Origin of the sequence: Tabrizicola sp., from assembly GCF_030373185.1 — a bacterium.
In the GTDB taxonomy this organism is placed as follows: domain Bacteria; phylum Pseudomonadota; class Alphaproteobacteria; order Rhodobacterales; family Rhodobacteraceae; genus Tabrizicola.
The window spans coordinates 221720-239026 of record NZ_JAUCZH010000004.1 but is presented as its reverse complement, the minus strand read 5'-3'; the positions used below and the strand labels follow the sequence as shown (position 1 = coordinate 239026).

Sequence of the window (17307 nt, the reverse complement as noted above, 5' to 3'; positions counted from 1 at the left end):
GTCCCAAGCGGCGGGTCAAGGCGCGCGGTTGTACTCGATGAAGGGTGTCAGCTGTCCCACCCGATCATAAAGCGCGCGCGCCTGAAGGTTGGAGTCCTGTGTCAGCCAGTAGACCGCCGGCGCGCCTGCCGTATCGGCAGCCGCATAGACCGCCTCGATCAGCGCGCACCCAAGGCCCCTGCCACGCGCGGCGGGATCGAGGTAGAGATCCTGCAAATAGCAGACCTCCTCGATCTTCCAGCAATGGCGGTGGAAAAGGTAATGCGCCAAGCCGACTGCCTGCCCATCCAGCGTGGCAATCAACCCGTTGAAATCGCGGGGATCATCCCCCAGAAGCCGCGCGAAGGTCGTGCTGAAGACGGCGTCTGGCAGCGAAGTCCCATAAAAAGTCAGATAGTCTGTCCAGAGGCGGCGCCAATCGGCCTCGTCTTCTGGGGCAAGGCGGCGGATGATCAGGGTCGGACTGGCCATATCTGCATCTCCATGCGGGTGAAGCGAGGATCGCTGGCTTTGGCGGTTCATGCAACCATGCGGGACATCCTGACTATGGCCCCCGCGTGCTGTCGCGCATAAGCTGCAACGAAACAGACAAGGGAAAGCACATGGGTGGGCAGATGGCAGATCGGTGGTGGCTGACCCTGACCGGGGCCACCGGCGGCGTGCTCCTTTGGGCGCTGGTCGAGGCGGCGGACCGCAACCTGATCGGCGACCGCGTGGCGCTGGTAGCGATTGCGCTTGTCTCGGTCTTGTTCGCGGCGACGTTGGCAATGGCCGGACCGATCGGGCTGCTGCGTGCCTTGCCCCGCGCCTTCGGTCTTGGGGCGGGGACGGCGGCGCTCGTCTGGCTGGCGGGGCAGCGCTACGAGGTCGCTGACCAGATCTTCAATTCGCCGCTAGCCGCCTTGGCAGCCCTTGTCGTGGCCACCTTGCCGGTGCCGTTCCTGATCGCAGATGCCCGCAGCGGTTGGCGCGACTATGGCGCGCTGTTCCTTGAGGCCTGGTCGATCGTGGTGCGTTTCGCCGCTGCATGGGCCTTCACCGGGCTGGTCTGGCTGGTGATCTTCCTTTCCGATCAGGTCTTGCAGATCGTCGGCGTCACGGTGATCGACGATCTGCTGGAGTACGGGATCGTGCCGCTGATCGTCACCGGGGCGGTGCTGGGTCTTGGCATGGCGGTGGTCTATGAACTGGCAGAGCTTCTGTCGCCCTATCTGGTGTTGCGGCTGTTCCGTCTGCTTTTGCCGGTGGTGCTTGGGGTGATGCTGGTTTTTCTCGCCGCGCTGCCATTTCGAGGGCTGGAGGGGCTTTTCAACGGCCTGTCACCTGCGCTTTTGCTTTTGACCATGGTGGCAGCGGGCGTTTCTCTGGTCTCGATCGCTGTCGACCAAAGCGATGCGGAAGCGACGCAAAGCCCGGTCTTGCGCGGCGCGGCGCAGGCCATGGCGCTGATCCTGCCGCTGCTTGGCGGCCTTGCCTGCTGGGCGATCTGGCTGCGGGTAGACCAGCACGGCTGGACGCCGGAACGGGTCTTTGTGGCCCTTTTGACCGGGCTGGGGCTTGCCTATGGCGCGGTCTATGCGGTTGCGATCCTGCGTGGCGCTGGCTGGATGGAGCGGGTCCGCCAGGCAAATATCCGCATCGCGCTGGTGGTGATCGCGTTGGCTGGGCTTTGGCTGACACCGCTGCTGAATGCCGAACTGATCTCCGCCAACAGCCAGCTTGCGCGGTTTCAGGCGGGCCATACGGCGGTTGCGGATCTGGATCTGCGCGCGCTTGAGAAATGGGGGCGACCGGGGGCGGATGCTCTTGCCGTGCTTGCCGAACTGGCCAAGGCTCCGGGCCAGGAAGCCCTTGCCGCCCGGCTAGCGGGCGATGATGACCCCGGAGGAAACAGTCATGCGATGGCGGCCAAGGCACTTGCGGACCTGATGCCCGTGCAGCCCGCTACGGCCACAGGAACCCGCGACACGCTGCTTGCCGGCGCGGCCGATTACATGCTGCGCGATTGGCAAGCGGTCTGCGACCGCGAGTTGGAAGATGGGCAGCCCGCCTGCCTGATGGTGGTGGCTGATCTCTTGCCCGCCTATCCCGGTGAAGAGGCGATGCTGATCCTTGAACGCAGCGCCGACTTTGCCGAGGTTGTCGGCCTCTATCTTGGTGCTGAGGGCATGCTGATCACACGTCAGGCCCTGCGCCCCGATGGCCGCTATCCCCAGTCCGAGGAAATGGTCGCCTTGCTGCGCGCATGGCGTGAGACACCGCCGCCCCTTACCCCGGCATTGATCAACCAGCTTGGCACCGGCGAGACCGGACTTTTGATGCTGCCGTGAGGGATTTCCTGAGAAAGTGCGTCCCTTGGGTTTTGTTAACCGATACGGATTAGCATGGCGTCGGAAACCATTTTGGGGGCTGACATGGATGCGCTTTTGCTGCGGTCCCTGCAAGGCTACGTCCGCGATACCTTCGGGCCAGCAATCTGGCAGGCTGTCTGCCGCCGGTCCTCGCTGGCAGTCGAGACTTTCGAGCCGATGCTGCGCTATGATGCAGGCATGGCCGACCGCGTGGCGGAACACGCGGCTGATGTGCTGGGGCGGCCGGTTGAAACCATATGGGAAGACATGGGGACTTATCTGGTCACGAACCCTGGTCAGGAAGGCGCGCGCCGGCTGTTGCGGTTCGGCGGAACCAGCTATGCCGACTTTCTGCACTCGCTTGAAGAAATGCCCGGCCGCGCCCGCCTTGCCTTGCCTGACCTTGATCTTCCGGTCATCACCTTGCGCGAAATCGGTGCCGATCAGTTCGAGATCTGGTGCAAATCGCAACTCAGGGGCATCTTGCGGGTTCTGGTGGGCATGCTTACCGCGATGGCCGATGACTATGGCACGCTTTGCCTGATCACCCCAGATGGCGGTGACCGGATTACTGTTCGAATTCTGGACAGCTTTCACGGCTCGGGCCGCCGTTTCGACCTTGCCTTGCCAGAGCGTTGAGAGATGACTGAAAGAATGCAGGAACCAGTCTTGACCATCGGGCATGACGGCCTGTCACGTTTCATGCCGATGCATCTGCTGCTTGACGCCTCGGGCTGTGTCATCAGCGCCGGGCCAACGTTGATGCGTGTGCTTGAGGGGCAGGCCGTCATCGGCGCCCGGTTTCAGGATCTGTTTGAAGTGCGATCACCGGGTGGGGCGGTCACGGTTGATGAAGTTCTGGACCGCGCCGGGCAGCGGTTCCGCATCGTGCCGCGCCACCGCGAAAGGGTGGGGCTGCGCGGACTTGGCCAGCGCCTGCCCGTTGACATCGCCTTGGGTGGCGGAGCTTCGGAGGGTGGGCCTTCGGAGGGTGGTGCGGTGCTGCTGAACCTGTCTTTCGGCATCGACCTGATTGCCGCAGTACGGGAATTCTGCCTGACCGACGCCGATTTCGCCGCAACCGAACTGGCGATGGAACTGCTTTATCTGGCCGAGGCCAATGCCGCCGTCACCCGGGAATTGCGCGGGCTGAACCTGCGGCTTGAAGGCGCTCGCGTCGCCGCCGCCGAAGAGGCTCTGACCGATCCGCTGACCGGCCTGCGCAACCGGCGGGCGGCTGATCTGGTGCTGGAACGGCTGTGCGCGGCGCAGGCCCCCTTCGGCCTGTTGCACATGGATCTTGATTTCTTCAAGTCCGTCAATGACACGCTGGGCCATGCCGCCGGCGACTTCGTGCTGGAGACCGTCGGCCGCATCCTTCGCGAACAGGTCCGGGCCGAGGATTGTGCCGCGCGCGTTGGTGGCGATGAATTCGTGATCATCCTGTCTGGCAGAACCGACCCGGAAACGCTTCAGGCCATTGCCACGCGGATCATCGCACGGGTCTCCGAACCGATGGCGTTTGAAGGCCAGCCTTGTCGCGTCTCTGCCAGTATCGGGATCGTCCGGTCACTTGATCTTGCCGCACCGGATGCTGTCCAGATCCTTGCTGCCGCCGACCGCGCGCTATACGCGGCCAAACATGCCGGGCGCGGTATGGCGGTTCTGTTGGCCTCCCACGGGGCCTGAGCGGGGCTCAGCTGCCGGACAACAGCCAAAGTGCGTCCTGTGGCAAGGTCACGTCGACCCTGTCTCCGGGCGCAAGTTCGCTTGCGGCCCACGGGTTTGTCAGGGCCTGCAACCGTGTGCCACCCAGATCAAGCTCGACCCGCGTCTGGGTGCCAAGAAAGGTGCAGGCCAGAACTGTGGCGTCTCGTGCATCAGGCCCCGGTCCAAGCACGATCGCCTCGGGTCGGATTGTCAGGACACTCCCGCCCTTGATGTGGCCGGGCGGCAGCGGCAGCGGGCCAAGGTCGGATTGAAAGACACCCCCAGCCGCCTGTCCGGGCAGAAAGTTCACCCCCCCGAAGAACTCGGCCACAGCCCGGGAGGCCGGGCGGCGGTAGATTTCGTCCGGGGTCGCATGTTGCGCAAGCCTGCCGTCCAGGAGAAGGGCGATCCGGTCAGCCAGAATGACCGCCTCGGATTGGTCGTGGGTCACGACCAGCGTGGTTACGCCGGTTTCGCGTTGCAAGCTCAGGATCAGATCGCGCATCTCGTCGCGCAGCGATGCGTCAAGGTTCGAGAGTGGTTCATCCAGCAAAAGGAGGTCCGGCTCCAACACCAGCGCCCGGGCCAGCGCCGCCCGCTGCTGCTGGCCACCGGACAACTCGACCGGGCGGCGGGTGCCAAGCCCTGTCAGTCGAACCTTTTCCAGCATGGCAGCGGTGCGCGCGGCAGTCTGGCTTGGCGCAACGCCCCGCATCCGCAGACCGAAACCAACATTCTCCGCCACCGTCATATGTGGAAAGAGCAGCGGGCTTTGAAACACCATCACCACCCGCCGCCGTTCAGGGGGCAGGTCGCGGATCGACTGGCCGCCCAGCCTGATATCGCCCTCGTCCGGGGTCAAAAGCCCGGCGATCAGCTTCATGACGGTCGTCTTGCCGGACCCCGATGGCCCAAGCAGCGCCGTCAGGCTGCCGCTTTCAACTGTCAGGTCAAGCGCTTGCACCGTGGGCGCGGTATTCACCGGGTAGCGTTTGGTCAGCCCTGCCAGATCAAGCGCAGTCATGGGGCTACCCTTGGTGTCAGTGCGGCATTGCGCCCGGTCAGGTGTCGCGCGGTCAACAAAAGTACCAGGAGACCCGGCAGGATGTAGATCATCGCAATCGCCCCGGTCACATCATTGCGGCCGGAACTGGCAAAGGTGAACAGGGTCAGCGGCAGGGTCTGGACCCTGCCGCCGCCGATCGACAGCGTCAGCAAATATTGCGACCACGAAACAAGAAAGGCAAAGAGTGCTCCGATCATCAGCCCCGGCAGGATCGCGGGCAGGGTGACATGGATGAACACCTGATGGGGGCGGGCGCCAAGGCTGCGGGCCTGATCCTCATAGGTGGTATCAAAGCTGGAAAAAACCGAGGCCATGATCAGCGTCATATAGGGAATGACCGGGATCAGATGCGCAAGGATCACGCCGCTGACCGTGCCGGTCAGCCCCAGCCGCAGAAAGACCCCATGGAGCCCAAGCGCCACCGCGATCCCCGGCACGATGGCCGGGGCCAAGAGAACAAGGGTGACAATCGCCTTGCCACGAAAGGCGTGCAAGCCAAGCGCACGGCCCGCAGGCACGCCGACAAGTGCCGCAAGGACCGTGGTCGCGGCGGCGATGAACAGGGTCAGCCCAAGGCTTCCCACGACGCCAGAGGTCGGCGAGAACGCGTAGGCCCATGCCTTCAGCGACCAGTCGCGCGGCAGGATGTCGGGAAAGCGCCAGCCATGCGCGAAAGACCAGATGGCAAGCGGCACCAGCGGCAGCACCAGCCAAAGCGCCAGCGTAATCCCCGCGATCAGGCGAAAGACGTCAGCGCGCATTGCGCCCCCTTCCCGCCGGACGGGTAAAGCGGGCGTAGACCAGCACCATCGCCCCGCCCAGGAGTGCGATGATCATGGCCATGGCCATGGCTTCGGGCCGGGCGGCAAGATCGACATCGGTATAGCTGCGGTAAGCCAGCACTGGCAGCGCTTCGGGCGCGCTTGCGCCAAGGATCAGCGGAATCTCGTAGGCCCCGAAGGCAAAGGCAAAAACCAGCGCCGAGGCGGCAACCAGCCCCGGCATCAGCATCGGCAACAGGACATGGACAAAGGCCTGCCAGCGCGTCGCCCCAAGGCTGCGGGCGGTGGACTCGTGATCTTCACCAATGGCCTGCATGTTGGCCAGAAGGATCAGGCCGATGAACGGCACCTCTTTCCAGACATATTGCAGGATGATCCCGATGGCAAAAGGATCATGGACCAGCGCCGGAAAATCCCCCGGTCGGCCGATCAGCCCGCCGGCAAAGGCCAGCCGGGCAAAGGCACCGGATTGCGAAAAGAGGTAAAGGATCCCAATGGCCCCGACGATATGCGGTATCGTCAGGTTCAACTGGAACAGAAATGCAATGAACTGTCGCCCGGGAAAGGTCTGCCGCAGCAAGAGCGCCGCGCCAAGTGCGATCATCACCGAGATGAGCGTGGAAGCACCCGCTATCCAGAGTGACAGGCCAAGCGACGCCAGAAAGCCCGGCGAAGACAGAACGGCGATGTATGCGGCCAAGTCAGGCTCTGACAGCCCGATCGACGGCATGTAGCGAAGTGACCGCAGCAGCCCCAACCCCAGGGCCGAGAAGAACAGCCCCCCCAAAAGCACAAGCGCCGGGGCAAGCAGCAGAATGATCCGGGTCCGCTTGGTCAAGGTCATGTCCCTTGGGCTCTGGCGTCAGGCTCTCGCGAAATGCGAGCGCAGGCAAGCGGCAGGTTCAGTTGCCGACGTTTGCCTTCCAGCCGGCCTCGATCGCAGTCAGCCAGTCGGCCTGCAATTCGGGAAGCGCGGCCTTCGCCAGTTCCTCGGCCGAAACCACCGAGGCGTGGCCCTCGATCGCGGCAAAACCGGCCTGAACATCGGCTGCGGTGCGCGAAATCTCGATAGCGGGGGATGCGCCCCAAACCTCGGGCTTGGCCTTTTCCAACTGCGCCTCGCCCGACAAAAGCAGGTTCTGCACCACCATCGCCGCTGCCTTGTTGGGCGAGTTGAAGGGAATCAGCGTGTAGTTGGTGTTGCCGATTGTGCCGTCGGTCAGACCGAAGGATCGGGTGCTTTCGGGATAGATTCCCGCCTGCACCGCAAGGCCGAACTGCGCCGGGTCATAGTTGAAGGTAAAGGCCACTTCGCCATTGGCGAAAAGCTCGTTCATCTGGACGATCGTGTTGGGATAGGTCTGCCCCTCACGCCAGAGAAAGGGTTCGATCTCGTTCAGGATGGCCCAAGTCTTTGCGGCGGCGTCATCGAACCTTGCCTGATCAAAGGGACCAAGCAGCGCATCTGCCCCCCCGGCCGCGTGATAAAAGACATGGCGGACAAAGACGGACCCGGTGAAATCCGGCGGGGCGGGATAGGTGAACTGGCCTGGGTTGGCCTTGATCCAATCCAGAAGGTCAGCCATCGACCGGGGCGGCTCTGGCAGCACGGCGCTGTCATGGGCGAAAGCGAACTGCACCGTATTCCACGGCACCTCGCAGCCATCGACCGGAACGCCGAAGTCATTGGAAATCGCCGGATTGTCCCAGTTTACCAGCAGGTTATTCGGCAACAGATCAGTATAGCCACAAAAGGCAAGATCGGCCTGCTTCATCGATCGGAAATTTTCACCGTTTATCCAGATCAGGTCCACGGTGCCGGCGTCGGTCACTCCGGCCTCTTTTTCCGACAGCACGATGTTGACCACCTCTACCGCGTCGGCCACGCCTATGCGGTTCAGGGTTATGCCGTGGTCGCGCTTCAGGATGCCGCCGATATGGTCCGAGACATATTGATTGATGTTGTCGGCACCGCCCCACATGAACCAGTTTACCGTGCCGCCGCGCGCTTGTTCGACAACCTGATCCCAGGTCAATCCCTTCAGTGCCTCACCATCGGCGGTATCGGCAACGGCGGCGGTGGACAGCAAAAGAAAGGCGGCAAGACTGCGAAGCATGATGGACGTCCCGGCTGGCAAAACTGTTGTGCACATCAAGCCGATCCCGGCCCTGAATGCCAGTCACATGGCCGTTGGCGAATTGTAACAGAAGGGGGAAGTGGCAGCCCGTAGGGGAGTCGAACCCCTCTTCCCAGGTTGAAAACCTGGTGTCCTAACCGATAGACGAACGGGCCACTGGCGCGCTTCCTAAGGCGCGGCGCGGGCAGGTGCAAGGGGCAATCAGCGGTCGATCCTTGCGCCCATGATCGCGATGGCCTGCTGGTAGACCTTTGCCGCGTTCCATTGCTTGATCACTTCGAAATTCGGCTCGCCTTCCTGATAGCCCTTGCCGGGTTGCCAGCCCTTCTGGCGCAGGAAATTCGCAGTTGAGGCAAGCGCGTCGGTCATGTTGTAGAAATCGACCTTGCCGTCGCCGTTGCCATCGACCCCATAGGTCAGGGCATTGCCGGGCAGAAACTGGGTGTGGCCAAGCTCACCGTGTTTGGCACCGACCGTTGCCATCGAGATCGACCCCTGATCCACCAGCTTGAGCGCGCCGATCAGGTGTGGGCGAAAGAAATCGGACCGGCGGCAGTCGTAGGTCAGGGTGGCAATGGCTGAAACCACGTTGGTGTCGCCCATGAAGCCGCCAAAAGCGGTTTCCATCCCATGAATCGCGATCAGAACGCCGGCGGGAACGCCATATCGGGCCTCAAGTGCGTCATAGAACTCGGCGTTTTTGGCTTTGCGGGACCGTCCTTGCGCTACAATCGTATCTGCCCCGCGGACCTGTAGAAACTTGTCCAGGGAATACTTGAAGCTTTTCTGGTTGCGGTCGGCCCCGATGGTAGCCTTGGAATAGGAGGACGCCATCAGCGCTTCAATGCCACGCTTGCCGACGCCGGACGCCTTTGCCTCGGCGGCCATCTCGGCCTTCCAGCCTTCATACTTGCCCCCGGTGTCACTACAACTTGTGGCCTGTGCCGACAGCGGCAACAGGGTGATGACAACAACGGCGGCAAGGCGGGAAATCTTGATCACGGGTCACCTTCAATAAGATTTTGGTCAGTTTATGGGGCAAACGCCCGCAATCAAGCACAGCGCGTCGCGCGGTGCCTGTCAACTGCTGACATATCCGTGAAGAGAAACCGAGTGGCAGCCCGTAGGGGAGTCGAACCCCTCTTCCCAGGTTGAAAACCTGGTGTCCTAACCGATAGACGAACGGGCCACGCTTTCGGTGGGGCGGTGTCTAAAACGGGTGCCGATGTTCTGCAAGGGAAATCTTGCGAAAGGCCACTGTCAGGCCGGACTTGCGTCTTCAAGCCGCAACTGAACCCGGGTGCGACCGTTCCAGTGGTTCAGTTCCAGCCGCCCGGCAAGGTGAAATCGCCTGTGGCCGGGGTTTTCCAGCGCCGGCCCAAGTGGGCCGTCGAAAGCCCCGAAGGCAATGGCGTCCAGTCCCGGACCAGAGCCATCCGAGGCGGTCAGTTTCAGGTGGCTTTCACCGATCCGCCGGGCGCTGACGGCAACATTGGCAAATGCAAAGCGCGGTGCGGGGGCGGCGGCACCGAAGGGGCCGGCGCTTTCGATCTGTTCAAGCAGGTCCACGGTGGCGGCGGTCGTGGTCAAGAGGCTGTCGATCCGCAAATCCCGTGGACCGCCGTCACCAGCACCCTGCCGTGCCAGAAGGTCAGCCAGCCGCGCCATTGCGGGTTCAAGCTGGGCGCGGGTCAGCGTCAGGCCGGCAGCCATCTTGTGGCCACCGCCCTTGACGATGAGCCCTTCGGCCGCGATGCGCTGGATTGCGGCCCCCAGATCGACGCCGGGGATCGACCGGGCCGAGCCTTTGCCCTCGTCCCCGTCAAAGCCGATCACGATGGCAGGCCGCTGCGCCGCCTCTTTCAGGCGTGCGGCGACGATGCCCACCACGCCCGGGTGCCAACCTTCCGCCGCCGCCCAGACAAGCGGGCCGTCCAGCCCGCGCGATTCTGCCTGGGCCAAGGCCTCTGCGCGGACGGCTTCGGTAATCTCGCGCCGGTCGGTGTTCAACTGGTCCAGCCGTGCGGCCATCGCCATCGCCTCGGTGGCGTTGTCGGTGGCCAGAAGCCGCGCGCCAAGGTCAGCCTGCCCGATCCGCCCGCCCGCGTTGACCCGGGGGCCAAGCAGAAACCCCAAGGCGTAAGCGGTTGGTGCCTGATCCATCCGCGCCACATCGGCCAGCGCGCGCAGGCCAACACGTTCCCGCCGCGCCATGACCTTGAGCCCTTGGCGCACGAAGGCCCGATTGACCCCGATCAGCGGCGCGACATCGGCCACCGTCGCCAGCGCCACAAGGTCTAGCATCGGCATCAGGTCCGGGCCTTGCTGGCCGTTGCCGCGCAGCTGGCGATTGGCTTCCACCAGTATCAGGAACACCACACCGGCGGCGCACAGATGCGCAAGGCTGCCGTCTTCATCCTGCCGGTTGGGGTTCACGACTGCCAGCGCGGGGGGCAGCGTCTCCAAGGCGAGGTGGTGGTCAAGGATGACCACATCGGCACCCTTGGCCGCTGCAATGGGTTCGTGGGACAGGGTGCCGCAATCGACACAGAGGATCAGGCTGTGACTGGCGGCAAGAGCGGCCATCGCAGGAACGTTCGGGCCATAGCCTTCGTCGATACGGTCAGGGATATAAAGGGTCGTTTCGCATCCCATGGCCCGCAGCCAGATGATGAGAAGCGCTGCAGATGAGCCGCCATCGACATCATAATCAGCGAAGATGGCGATCTTCTCGCGGGCGGCCACGGCCCGGATCAGACGGGCGGCGGCAGGGGCCATGTCCTTCAGGGTGAGGGGGTCGGGAAGTAGGTCGCGCAGGGCGGGGGCGAGGAAGGCCGGTGCATCCTCGGGCGCAACCCCACGGGTGGCGAGGATCCGGCAAAGGGGCAGGGGAAGGCGGGTGGTCTGCGCCATCGCCTGCGAGAGGCGGTCTTGCGCAGGATCGGGGCCAGTCCAGCGGCGGCCGGTCAGCGAGGCTTCAACGTTCAGGAAGGCAGGGAGAGCGGTCATGGTCTAGGGGTGCCGCAAAGGGGGGCGGCTTGCAAGGGGCGTGCGCGCGGCTTCGGCAACGGTCCCGGTGGACGTCTGGTCCGGCATGGAGCGATGGGCCGTGGAATTCGGTGGCGTGCGCTGGCTTTGGGCCAGTAGGCTAATGAATGGCCAAGCTTTGCAGCAAAGGATACCCCCCATGCCTTTTCCCAATTTCATCCAGTCATTCCCTGGCATTGATGTGCCGTTTCCCGATGACGTGGTGCAAACCGCCGTCGTGCGCTCTGATGCGGGATTGGTGGCGTTCTTCACTTTCCTGAAGGACATGCAGCTTCCGACCCATGCGCACGGTGCGCAATGGGGAACGGTTGTCGAGGGTGAGATCGAATTCACCATCGGGAGTGAGACGAGGATCTGTCGCCCCGGCGACAGCTACTTCATTGCAGCCGGCACACCACATGGCGCGCAGATCAAGGCCGGGACGCGGGTGATCGACGTGTTCGAGGAGCCGGGCCGATACAGGCTGAAAGCCTGACCGGTTGCGGGGCCGGACAGTCGGCGGCGAACCCCGATCTGTGGTTTGGGGCGGCTTCAGCGCATCGGGCTGCGGTAGGTCATCCGCCGCACCGATCCGGTCTTTGACCGCATCAGGATGGTCTCCAGCGTGACCCAGCCGGGTTCGCGCTTGATACCCGCCAGAAGCGAGCCGGAGGTCACGCCGGTGGCCGAAAAGATCACGTCGGCGCGGACCAGATCGTCACGGGTGTAGACGCGGTCGAAGTTGGTGATGCCAGCCTTGCGTGCGCGTGCGCGCTCATCGTCGTTGCGAAACAGCAGTTTGCCATAGAATTGGCCACCCATGCATTTCAGTGCCGCCGCCGCAAGCACCCCTTCTGGCGCTCCGCCTGAACCCATATACATGTCGATACCCGTGATTTCGGGTTCGGCACAATGCATCACCCCGGCGACGTCGCCATCGGTGATCAGTCGGATCGCGGCACCGGTAGACCGAAGTTCGCGGATCATGTCCTCATGGCGCGGGCGGTCAAGGACACAGACGGTGATATCTTCGGTGGAGCATCCCTTGGCGGATGCAAGCGCCGAGACCCGCTCGGACGGGGTCATCGTCAGGGTCACCGTGCCGGGCTTGTGGCCGGGGCCGATGGCGAGCTTGTCCATGTAGACATCCGGGGCGTGCAGCAGCGTGCCGCGCGGTGCCATGGCGATGACGGTCAGCGCGTTCGGCATGTCCTTGGCGGTCAATGTGGTGCCTTCCAGGGGGTCAAGCGCGATGTCCACCTCTGGGCCGTGGCCGGTTCCGACCTCTTCACCGATGTAAAGCATCGGGGCTTCGTCACGCTCACCTTCGCCGATCACGACGACACCCTTGATATCCAACAGGTTCAGCTGGTCGCGCATCGCGTTGACGGCAGCCTGATCCGCGGCCTTTTCATCGCCGCGCCCGATCAACCGCGCCGAGGCAAGGGCGGCAGCTTCCGAAACCCGGCCAAGGCCAAGGCTAAGGAGCCTGTCCTGAAAATTCAGTTTGTCCGACATGAAATGCCCCTCCCGGCCCCAATTCCGGTCCCGTCTAACCGGGGCTTCGCGGCACGGCAAGGATGGTGACGCTAACGGTTTTGCACGGGTGAGCGCCATACCTGCCTTGCCGGAACCGAAAGTCGGCGTGACAGGCGTTCAGTCGCATGGCAGGCCCTGCAAGGCCTGCCGTCAGGGCTTCAGACTTCCTCGATCCGGATTGCCACCGGCGCGCCGACAAGGACGCCGGTCGGGGCAAAGCGAGACATGGCCTCGGCAATGTCGGCAGGGGCGGCCTTGTGGGTGACGATCAGGACGACCGCGTCTTCAGCACGGTCCCCGGGGCGGTGCAGCTGTCGCATCTGGTCAATGGAGATGCCAGCCTCGCCAAGGCAGGTGGCGATCTTGGCCAGCGCGCCGGGCTTGTCGAGCAGCGTCATGCGCAGGTAATAGGGTGCAGGCGTTGCGGCGCTGGCAGCGGTGGGCTGGACAAGATCGGCCGCAGGGATGCCAAACGTGGGAAGACGCAGGCCACGGGCGATGTCGATCACGTCGGCCATGACGGCGCTGGCGGTTGGCCCCATCCCGGCACCGGGGCCACGCAGGACGATCTGGCCAACGCTGTCGCCTTCCAGAACGACCATGTTCGTTCCGCCCTGCAACTGGCCAAGGGGGCTGTCGGCTGGCACCAGACAAGGGGTCATGCGCTGTTCCAGCCCGCGCCCGGTCATCTGGGCGACGCCCAGAAGTTTTATCCGGTAGCCCATGTCATCAGCCAGACGGATATCGTCGATCGAGACATTGCCGATGCCTTCCAGTTCCACCGCGTCAAAACTGACGCGGGTTCCGAAAGCGATGGCAGCAAGCAGCGAAAGCTTGTGGCCCGCATCGATGCCGCCGACATCAAGGTTCGGGTCGGCCTCCAGATAGCCAAGCTGTCGGGCTTCCTCGAACACCGCGTCATAGGGCAGGCCCGCCGATTGCATCCGGGTCAGGATATAATTGCAGGTACCATTCATCACCCCCATGACGCGCTTGATCCGGTTGCCGGCAAGACCTTCAGTCAGCGCCTTGATCACCGGGATGCCACCGGCGACCGCAGCCTCGAACCGAAGGGTGCTGCCTGCGGTTTCGGCTGCAAGGGCTAGGGCCTGGCCGTGGTGGGCCAAGAGCGCCTTGTTGGCGGTGACCACATCCTTGCCCGCAGCGATGGCAGCTTCAGTCGCGGCCTTGGCGGGGCCGTCATGGCCACCCATCACCTCGACGAAGACATCGACATCATTGCGGCTGGCCAGGGCCACCGGGTCGGTTTCCCAAGCATAGGCGGAAAGGTCTGCGTCTCGGTTCTTCTTTGGATCCCGCGCAGAGACGGCTGTGATCGACACGGCGCGGCCAGACCGTGCGGCGATCAGGTCGGCATGGGCCTGAACGATCTTGACCACACCGATGCCGACGGTTCCAAGGCCGGCAAGACCAAGACGCAAGGGGGCGGCGGACATGGGCGGAACCTCAGGCTGATGGCGAACCCCTGTCTGTTAGCCGGAAGCCGGGCGGGGTGCAACGCTGTCAGGCGCGTGGCGCTCAGGGTGCAATGCTTGCGGCGCGCGCGCGAAGGGCCGCCGCGCGGGCGGCAAGCCCGGGGCCGGGATCGGGGCCGGCCAATTCAGCCTGAGCCAGCAAGCTTTCAATCGGCAGAATAGGAGTCTGTTCGCCCTGGTTCACCCAATTGCCACAGGCGCAAAGCGCAAGCAGTGCTGGAACCATGACAAGACGCTTGGGCAAGCCAGACTCCAATCTGATCCAAAGCGCCCAAGCCGGGTTTGCCGGGCTCATTCCGCATCAATCCGGCGTCGCGACAATCAGACGCAAGTCACCGATCCGGCAAGGCAAAGCCTGCGCGTCCGCGGCCGGGTCACGATGAACTGCATGAAGGTCTGATTGTCCACGCCCGGCGTCATGTTCAGAAGCCCAGTGTCGAAGGACGGCACATAGTCTACCCATGTTTCAACGATGATCACGGAATCAAGGTCATCCATGATCGGAATCTGCGGCTTAAGCAATTGAATCGACACCGATGTATGCTCTGGCACCTTCCCGCCCGGAGACCGGGAGAACAGCAGGTCATATTCATCGTCACCAGCGTCGTATTCCATGCTGGTGATCCGAATGCGAGAGTCCGGTGTTCCCGGTGTCAGGAAGGCCAGCACGCTTTGCAGGCCATCGACAAACTCGGGCGTCACCACGGCCTGACGCGACAAGAGGTCTGCGACAGAATAGGCGGCCTTCTGGGTCACGTTGATTGTCCGGAACACGTCCCAATAGACAAACAGGGCGACAAAACCCCAGATCATGAAGGGTATCAAAAGCAGGAATTCGGCCAGCAGGACGCCGCTTTCATCCTTGGCAAATGACCGCAGGCTGTTGCGAAGCGACTTCATTATGATCCAGACCCTGGTTCGTTGACAAACACGCTTGTGGTCAGCAGCGCATAGTTTCCGTCCGTCTCATCCGCGATCAGCGACGCACCGATCACCGTGGTCGGGAACATCGGCTCTTCCTTAAGGCAGATGCGCATCAGCATGATGTCATTGTCTACCCCGAACTTGAACTCATCGCCGGTCGGTTCCTGCAAGGGGTCGATCGGTTCAGACCGATCCACACAACTGCGTGGCGGGGCGACCATGGCGAAATCGGCGGTGTTGATCGGCTGCATCCAGATCCGCATCGCATCGACGCAAGTGTCGATCGAATAGACCAAGGCGCTGGTTTCGCAGATGCGACGCTTGAGCTGGGCATGGGTCAGCCCGCTCAGGCTGCCCAGCCGGATGTCGCGCACCACGATGTCCACACTGCGCTCCAGCATCACGCTTCGCGCCATGAACAGGCTGCTTTCCATCGATGCCATGAAGATCAGCAGGACGACCGGGATGATCAGCACGAACTCGATCGTCGCGGTGCCGCGTTCATCGGCAATGAAGGCGCGAAGGCGGGTCATTGGGTCAGCCTCAGTTCCGAGATGTCGGTGGCAATCTGCCTGAACGCGGCCTGCAGTTTGTCGCCGTCGGTTGCGTTGAAGTAGTAGTTTTCCTTGGGGAATGACGCGCAGCCGTTGATCTGGGTCTGTCCGCCCGTCGGAGCGGCAAAGGCGATCCCGTAGATCTCAACACCGGCGTTGCGGGCCGCTGTGCAGTTCTGTTGCAGCAGGGTGTTCATGTTGGTTGTGCTGGACAGGTAAGTTCCGCGGAACTGGCCCATGATCGTGTTGTAGGTACCCGTCCCGCTGACGTTTGACCGCATGTAAAGCTGCCGGGCGACCCAACTGACCCGCACATAGCGCCAGACTTCGCTCCAGTCGAGCTGGCGCACGGTGCCGCTGCCGGTCCAGGACGGCGTTGAAAGCCAGGCACCTGACTGGCATGATTGCGCACTTTGCAGGTGCGGCACGAAGTAGGTTCTGCTCCCTGCGCAACTCGGCCGCGTGCCGTTGGTCCGGGCCGGACCACCGTTGGTATAGCGGATGGCAAAGTTGCCATCCGAAGAACCACGCCAGATGGGCGACAAGCCGGTCTTGTAGGCATCAAGGATGTACTGGTTCGTGACATGCGATCCGTCGGTCATCAGGATGATGATCTTCCGGGTTTCGATGGAGTCGTTGTTGGCCGGGCGGCCTGCGACCGAAGCGTCACCGATTGCGGTGTAGATCGGGCGCGCGCTCTCGTCGATCAGCGCGGTTCCCCAGCGCATGCCCACGGCGATGTAGGTGTTGCCTGCCGCGACAAGGCGCGAGATCCGTTCCTTCACGGCATCACCGTTCTTGGTCGGCAGGAAGACCTGATTTGCGGTGGCTTCGTTGTGCGCCGTCGAAGCTACGTCGTTCACCGTCGTGCAGGCGCGCGACGCGGCATTGGGAGCCACCGGCGCAAGGAAGCTGGTCGTGTTCGAAACGCCGTTGTTGGCGTCCGCCACAGCTGCCATCCTGATAGGGGTCGTCAATGATATGCCGGTGGTGCCGTAGGTGCTGGTCGGAAATTCAAAGCAGTTGATATTGGGAACGCCGGCATTCGCGATACCGTCCCAGGTCGAGATGTTGATCGCGGTGAACTGGTCGCGCAGATTCACCGGGATGTTCACCTGTGCGGCGTAAGGCACCAGGCCGATCGAAACCCCATCCTTGGTGTCATTTCCTTTGACGATTGTGACAAAGTCGGAGGCGGCGTCACGCAGCGCTTCAATCTTGGTCTTGCCGTTTCCAGCACTTCCGCCCATCGACCCTGTAATGTCGAGAACCATGATGACCTCGATCTCCGACACGCCTTGCGCGGCTTCGGTATGGGTCGGGCCGTCAAGGTAGTCGTTGTCCGAGAAAATGCCCATGAAGAAGTTGTAGGACCGGACCCGGGCGGACATGGTCACCCGGCGCAGACCGGCGTCCGAGACCGCAGCGACGGTCGGATCAGAAAATTCCACCATGGCAAGGTCTTCGCCAAGGCCGGCCTTCTCAAACCAGTCGGCGGCAATCACTTGCGGCGTGCGCGTCTGGGTCAGGCTGGCGGCAGCAAGGGCTGCACGGTCAAGGGTCTGCTGCATTGCCACGCGGCGGGTTTCAAAGCGCATCACATCAACCGCGATACCGCCGAACATGATCATCAGAACGAACATGAGCAGCATGAAGAAGGTGAGCGCACCGCTTTCGTCATCACGGAAGCGTTTCACGGAAAGATTCAATTGTCCGAAGA

General features: G+C 63.0%; 17 protein-coding genes and 2 tRNA genes. 4 read left to right on the top strand and 15 right to left on the bottom strand.

From position 1 onward, the window contains the following. Positions 1 to 15 precede the first annotated feature (15 nt). Positions 16 to 471 carry a GNAT family N-acetyltransferase gene (locus QUV21_RS09460; protein WP_300854495.1) on the bottom strand — a complete coding sequence of 152 codons (456 nt, stop codon included), beginning with the start codon at positions 469 to 471 and terminating at the stop codon, positions 16 to 18. Positions 472 to 614: 143 nt separating this feature from the next. Here QUV21_RS09460 and QUV21_RS09455 point away from each other — a divergent pair, with 143 nt between their 5' ends. From QUV21_RS09455 to QUV21_RS09445, 3 genes are all read left to right on the top strand, one after another. Further along, the gene (locus tag QUV21_RS09455; protein WP_300854493.1) at positions 615 to 2330 is read left to right on the top strand and encodes a DUF4153 domain-containing protein; all 1716 of its coding nucleotides are present in this window, start codon (positions 615 to 617) and stop codon (positions 2328 to 2330) included. Between the two features lie 84 nt (positions 2331 to 2414). Then, complete coding sequence (locus QUV21_RS09450; RefSeq protein ID WP_300854491.1) at positions 2415 to 2990, top strand: heme NO-binding domain-containing protein; 576 nt, start codon at positions 2415 to 2417, stop codon at positions 2988 to 2990. Between the two features lie 15 nt (positions 2991 to 3005). Then, on the top strand, positions 3006 to 4040 hold the full coding sequence (locus QUV21_RS09445) for a diguanylate cyclase (RefSeq protein ID WP_300854490.1): 1035 nt from the start codon (positions 3006 to 3008) through the stop codon (positions 4038 to 4040). Between the two features lie 7 nt (positions 4041 to 4047). On the opposite strand, the gene QUV21_RS09440 is transcribed toward QUV21_RS09445, so the two are convergent. The 8 genes from QUV21_RS09440 to recJ form a co-directional block, all read right to left on the bottom strand. Then, complete coding sequence (locus QUV21_RS09440) at positions 4048 to 5085, bottom strand: ABC transporter ATP-binding protein (protein ID WP_300854487.1); 1038 nt, start codon at positions 5083 to 5085, stop codon at positions 4048 to 4050. After that, positions 5082 to 5888, bottom strand: a complete 807-nt coding sequence (locus tag QUV21_RS09435; protein ID WP_300854485.1) for an ABC transporter permease subunit — start codon at positions 5886 to 5888, stop codon at positions 5082 to 5084. Before QUV21_RS09435 ends, QUV21_RS09440 begins: the two co-directional genes overlap by 4 nt. Next, positions 5878 to 6753, bottom strand: coding sequence for an ABC transporter permease subunit (locus QUV21_RS09430; RefSeq protein WP_300854483.1), 876 nt, complete (start codon positions 6751 to 6753; stop codon positions 5878 to 5880). The genes QUV21_RS09435 and QUV21_RS09430 overlap by 11 nt, the downstream gene beginning before the upstream one ends. 58 nt (positions 6754 to 6811) lie before the next feature. Further along, positions 6812 to 8026 (bottom strand): ABC transporter substrate-binding protein, encoded by a 1215-nt coding sequence (locus QUV21_RS09425; RefSeq protein WP_300854481.1) that lies wholly within the window; start codon positions 8024 to 8026, stop codon positions 6812 to 6814. Positions 8027 to 8127: 101 nt separating this feature from the next. Next, positions 8128 to 8202 (bottom strand) — tRNA-Glu (locus QUV21_RS09420). A gap of 46 nt (positions 8203 to 8248) precedes the next feature. Further along, positions 8249 to 9007 (bottom strand): lytic transglycosylase domain-containing protein, encoded by a 759-nt coding sequence (locus tag QUV21_RS09415; protein ID WP_300854897.1) that lies wholly within the window; start codon positions 9005 to 9007, stop codon positions 8249 to 8251. A gap of 154 nt (positions 9008 to 9161) precedes the next feature. Continuing rightward, positions 9162 to 9236 (bottom strand) — tRNA-Glu (locus QUV21_RS09410). Positions 9237 to 9307: 71 nt separating this feature from the next. Continuing rightward, complete coding sequence (recJ, locus tag QUV21_RS09405; RefSeq protein ID WP_300854478.1) at positions 9308 to 11056, bottom strand: single-stranded-DNA-specific exonuclease RecJ; 1749 nt, start codon at positions 11054 to 11056, stop codon at positions 9308 to 9310. Positions 11057 to 11234: 178 nt separating this feature from the next. Between recJ and QUV21_RS09400 the strand changes: the two genes are divergently transcribed. Beyond that, positions 11235 to 11570 carry a cupin domain-containing protein gene (locus QUV21_RS09400; protein WP_300854475.1) on the top strand — a complete coding sequence of 112 codons (336 nt, stop codon included), beginning with the start codon at positions 11235 to 11237 and terminating at the stop codon, positions 11568 to 11570. A 56-nt stretch (positions 11571 to 11626) separates the two neighbouring features. Here the strand turns inward: QUV21_RS09400 and glpX are convergent, their stop codons facing one another. The 6 genes from glpX to QUV21_RS09370 form a co-directional block, all read right to left on the bottom strand. Then, positions 11627 to 12592, bottom strand: a complete 966-nt coding sequence (gene glpX, locus QUV21_RS09395; protein ID WP_300854472.1) for a class II fructose-bisphosphatase — start codon at positions 12590 to 12592, stop codon at positions 11627 to 11629. Positions 12593 to 12771: 179 nt separating this feature from the next. Continuing rightward, a complete protein-coding gene (locus tag QUV21_RS09390) occupies positions 12772 to 14070 on the bottom strand; it encodes a homoserine dehydrogenase (protein ID WP_300854470.1) in 1299 nt (432 codons plus the stop codon). An 82-nt stretch (positions 14071 to 14152) separates the two neighbouring features. After that, positions 14153 to 14353 (bottom strand): hypothetical protein, encoded by a 201-nt coding sequence (locus tag QUV21_RS09385; protein ID WP_300854469.1) that lies wholly within the window; start codon positions 14351 to 14353, stop codon positions 14153 to 14155. Between the two features lie 77 nt (positions 14354 to 14430). Next, a complete protein-coding gene (locus QUV21_RS09380; RefSeq protein WP_300854467.1) occupies positions 14431 to 15009 on the bottom strand; it encodes a hypothetical protein in 579 nt (192 codons plus the stop codon). After that, on the bottom strand, positions 15009 to 15566 hold the full coding sequence (locus QUV21_RS09375) for a TadE/TadG family type IV pilus assembly protein (RefSeq protein WP_300854466.1): 558 nt from the start codon (positions 15564 to 15566) through the stop codon (positions 15009 to 15011). The genes QUV21_RS09380 and QUV21_RS09375 overlap by 1 nt, the downstream gene beginning before the upstream one ends. Next, positions 15563 to 17284 (bottom strand): TadE/TadG family type IV pilus assembly protein, encoded by a 1722-nt coding sequence (locus QUV21_RS09370; RefSeq protein WP_300854464.1) that lies wholly within the window; start codon positions 17282 to 17284, stop codon positions 15563 to 15565. The genes QUV21_RS09375 and QUV21_RS09370 overlap by 4 nt, the downstream gene beginning before the upstream one ends. Positions 17285 to 17307: the final 23 nt, after the last annotated feature.

Bases quoted from the DNA above. Each gene is read 5' to 3' on its own strand.
- recJ (WP_300854478.1), bottom strand. From the start codon at position 11,056: ATGACCGCTCTCCCTGCCTTCCTGAACGTTGAAGCCTCGCTGACCGGC.
- QUV21_RS09460 (WP_300854495.1), bottom strand. From the start codon at position 471: ATGGCCAGTCCGACCCTGATCATCCGCCGCCTTGCCCCAGAAGACGAG.
- QUV21_RS09430 (WP_300854483.1), bottom strand. From the start codon at position 6,753: ATGACCTTGACCAAGCGGACCCGGATCATTCTGCTGCTTGCCCCGGCG.
- QUV21_RS09375 (WP_300854466.1), bottom strand. From the start codon at position 15,566: ATGACCCGCCTTCGCGCCTTCATTGCCGATGAACGCGGCACCGCGACG.
- QUV21_RS09450 (WP_300854491.1), top strand. From the start codon at position 2,415: ATGGATGCGCTTTTGCTGCGGTCCCTGCAAGGCTACGTCCGCGATACC.
- QUV21_RS09380 (WP_300854467.1), bottom strand. From the start codon at position 15,009: ATGAAGTCGCTTCGCAACAGCCTGCGGTCATTTGCCAAGGATGAAAGC.
- QUV21_RS09435 (WP_300854485.1), bottom strand. From the start codon at position 5,888: ATGCGCGCTGACGTCTTTCGCCTGATCGCGGGGATTACGCTGGCGCTT.
- QUV21_RS09445 (WP_300854490.1), top strand. From the start codon at position 3,006: ATGCAGGAACCAGTCTTGACCATCGGGCATGACGGCCTGTCACGTTTC.
- QUV21_RS09425 (WP_300854481.1), bottom strand. From the start codon at position 8,026: ATGCTTCGCAGTCTTGCCGCCTTTCTTTTGCTGTCCACCGCCGCCGTT.
- QUV21_RS09390 (WP_300854470.1), bottom strand. From the start codon at position 14,070: ATGTCCGCCGCCCCCTTGCGTCTTGGTCTTGCCGGCCTTGGAACCGTC.
- QUV21_RS09400 (WP_300854475.1), top strand. From the start codon at position 11,235: ATGCCTTTTCCCAATTTCATCCAGTCATTCCCTGGCATTGATGTGCCG.
- glpX (WP_300854472.1), bottom strand. From the start codon at position 12,592: ATGTCGGACAAACTGAATTTTCAGGACAGGCTCCTTAGCCTTGGCCTT.
- QUV21_RS09440 (WP_300854487.1), bottom strand. From the start codon at position 5,085: ATGACTGCGCTTGATCTGGCAGGGCTGACCAAACGCTACCCGGTGAAT.
- QUV21_RS09455 (WP_300854493.1), top strand. From the start codon at position 615: ATGGCAGATCGGTGGTGGCTGACCCTGACCGGGGCCACCGGCGGCGTG.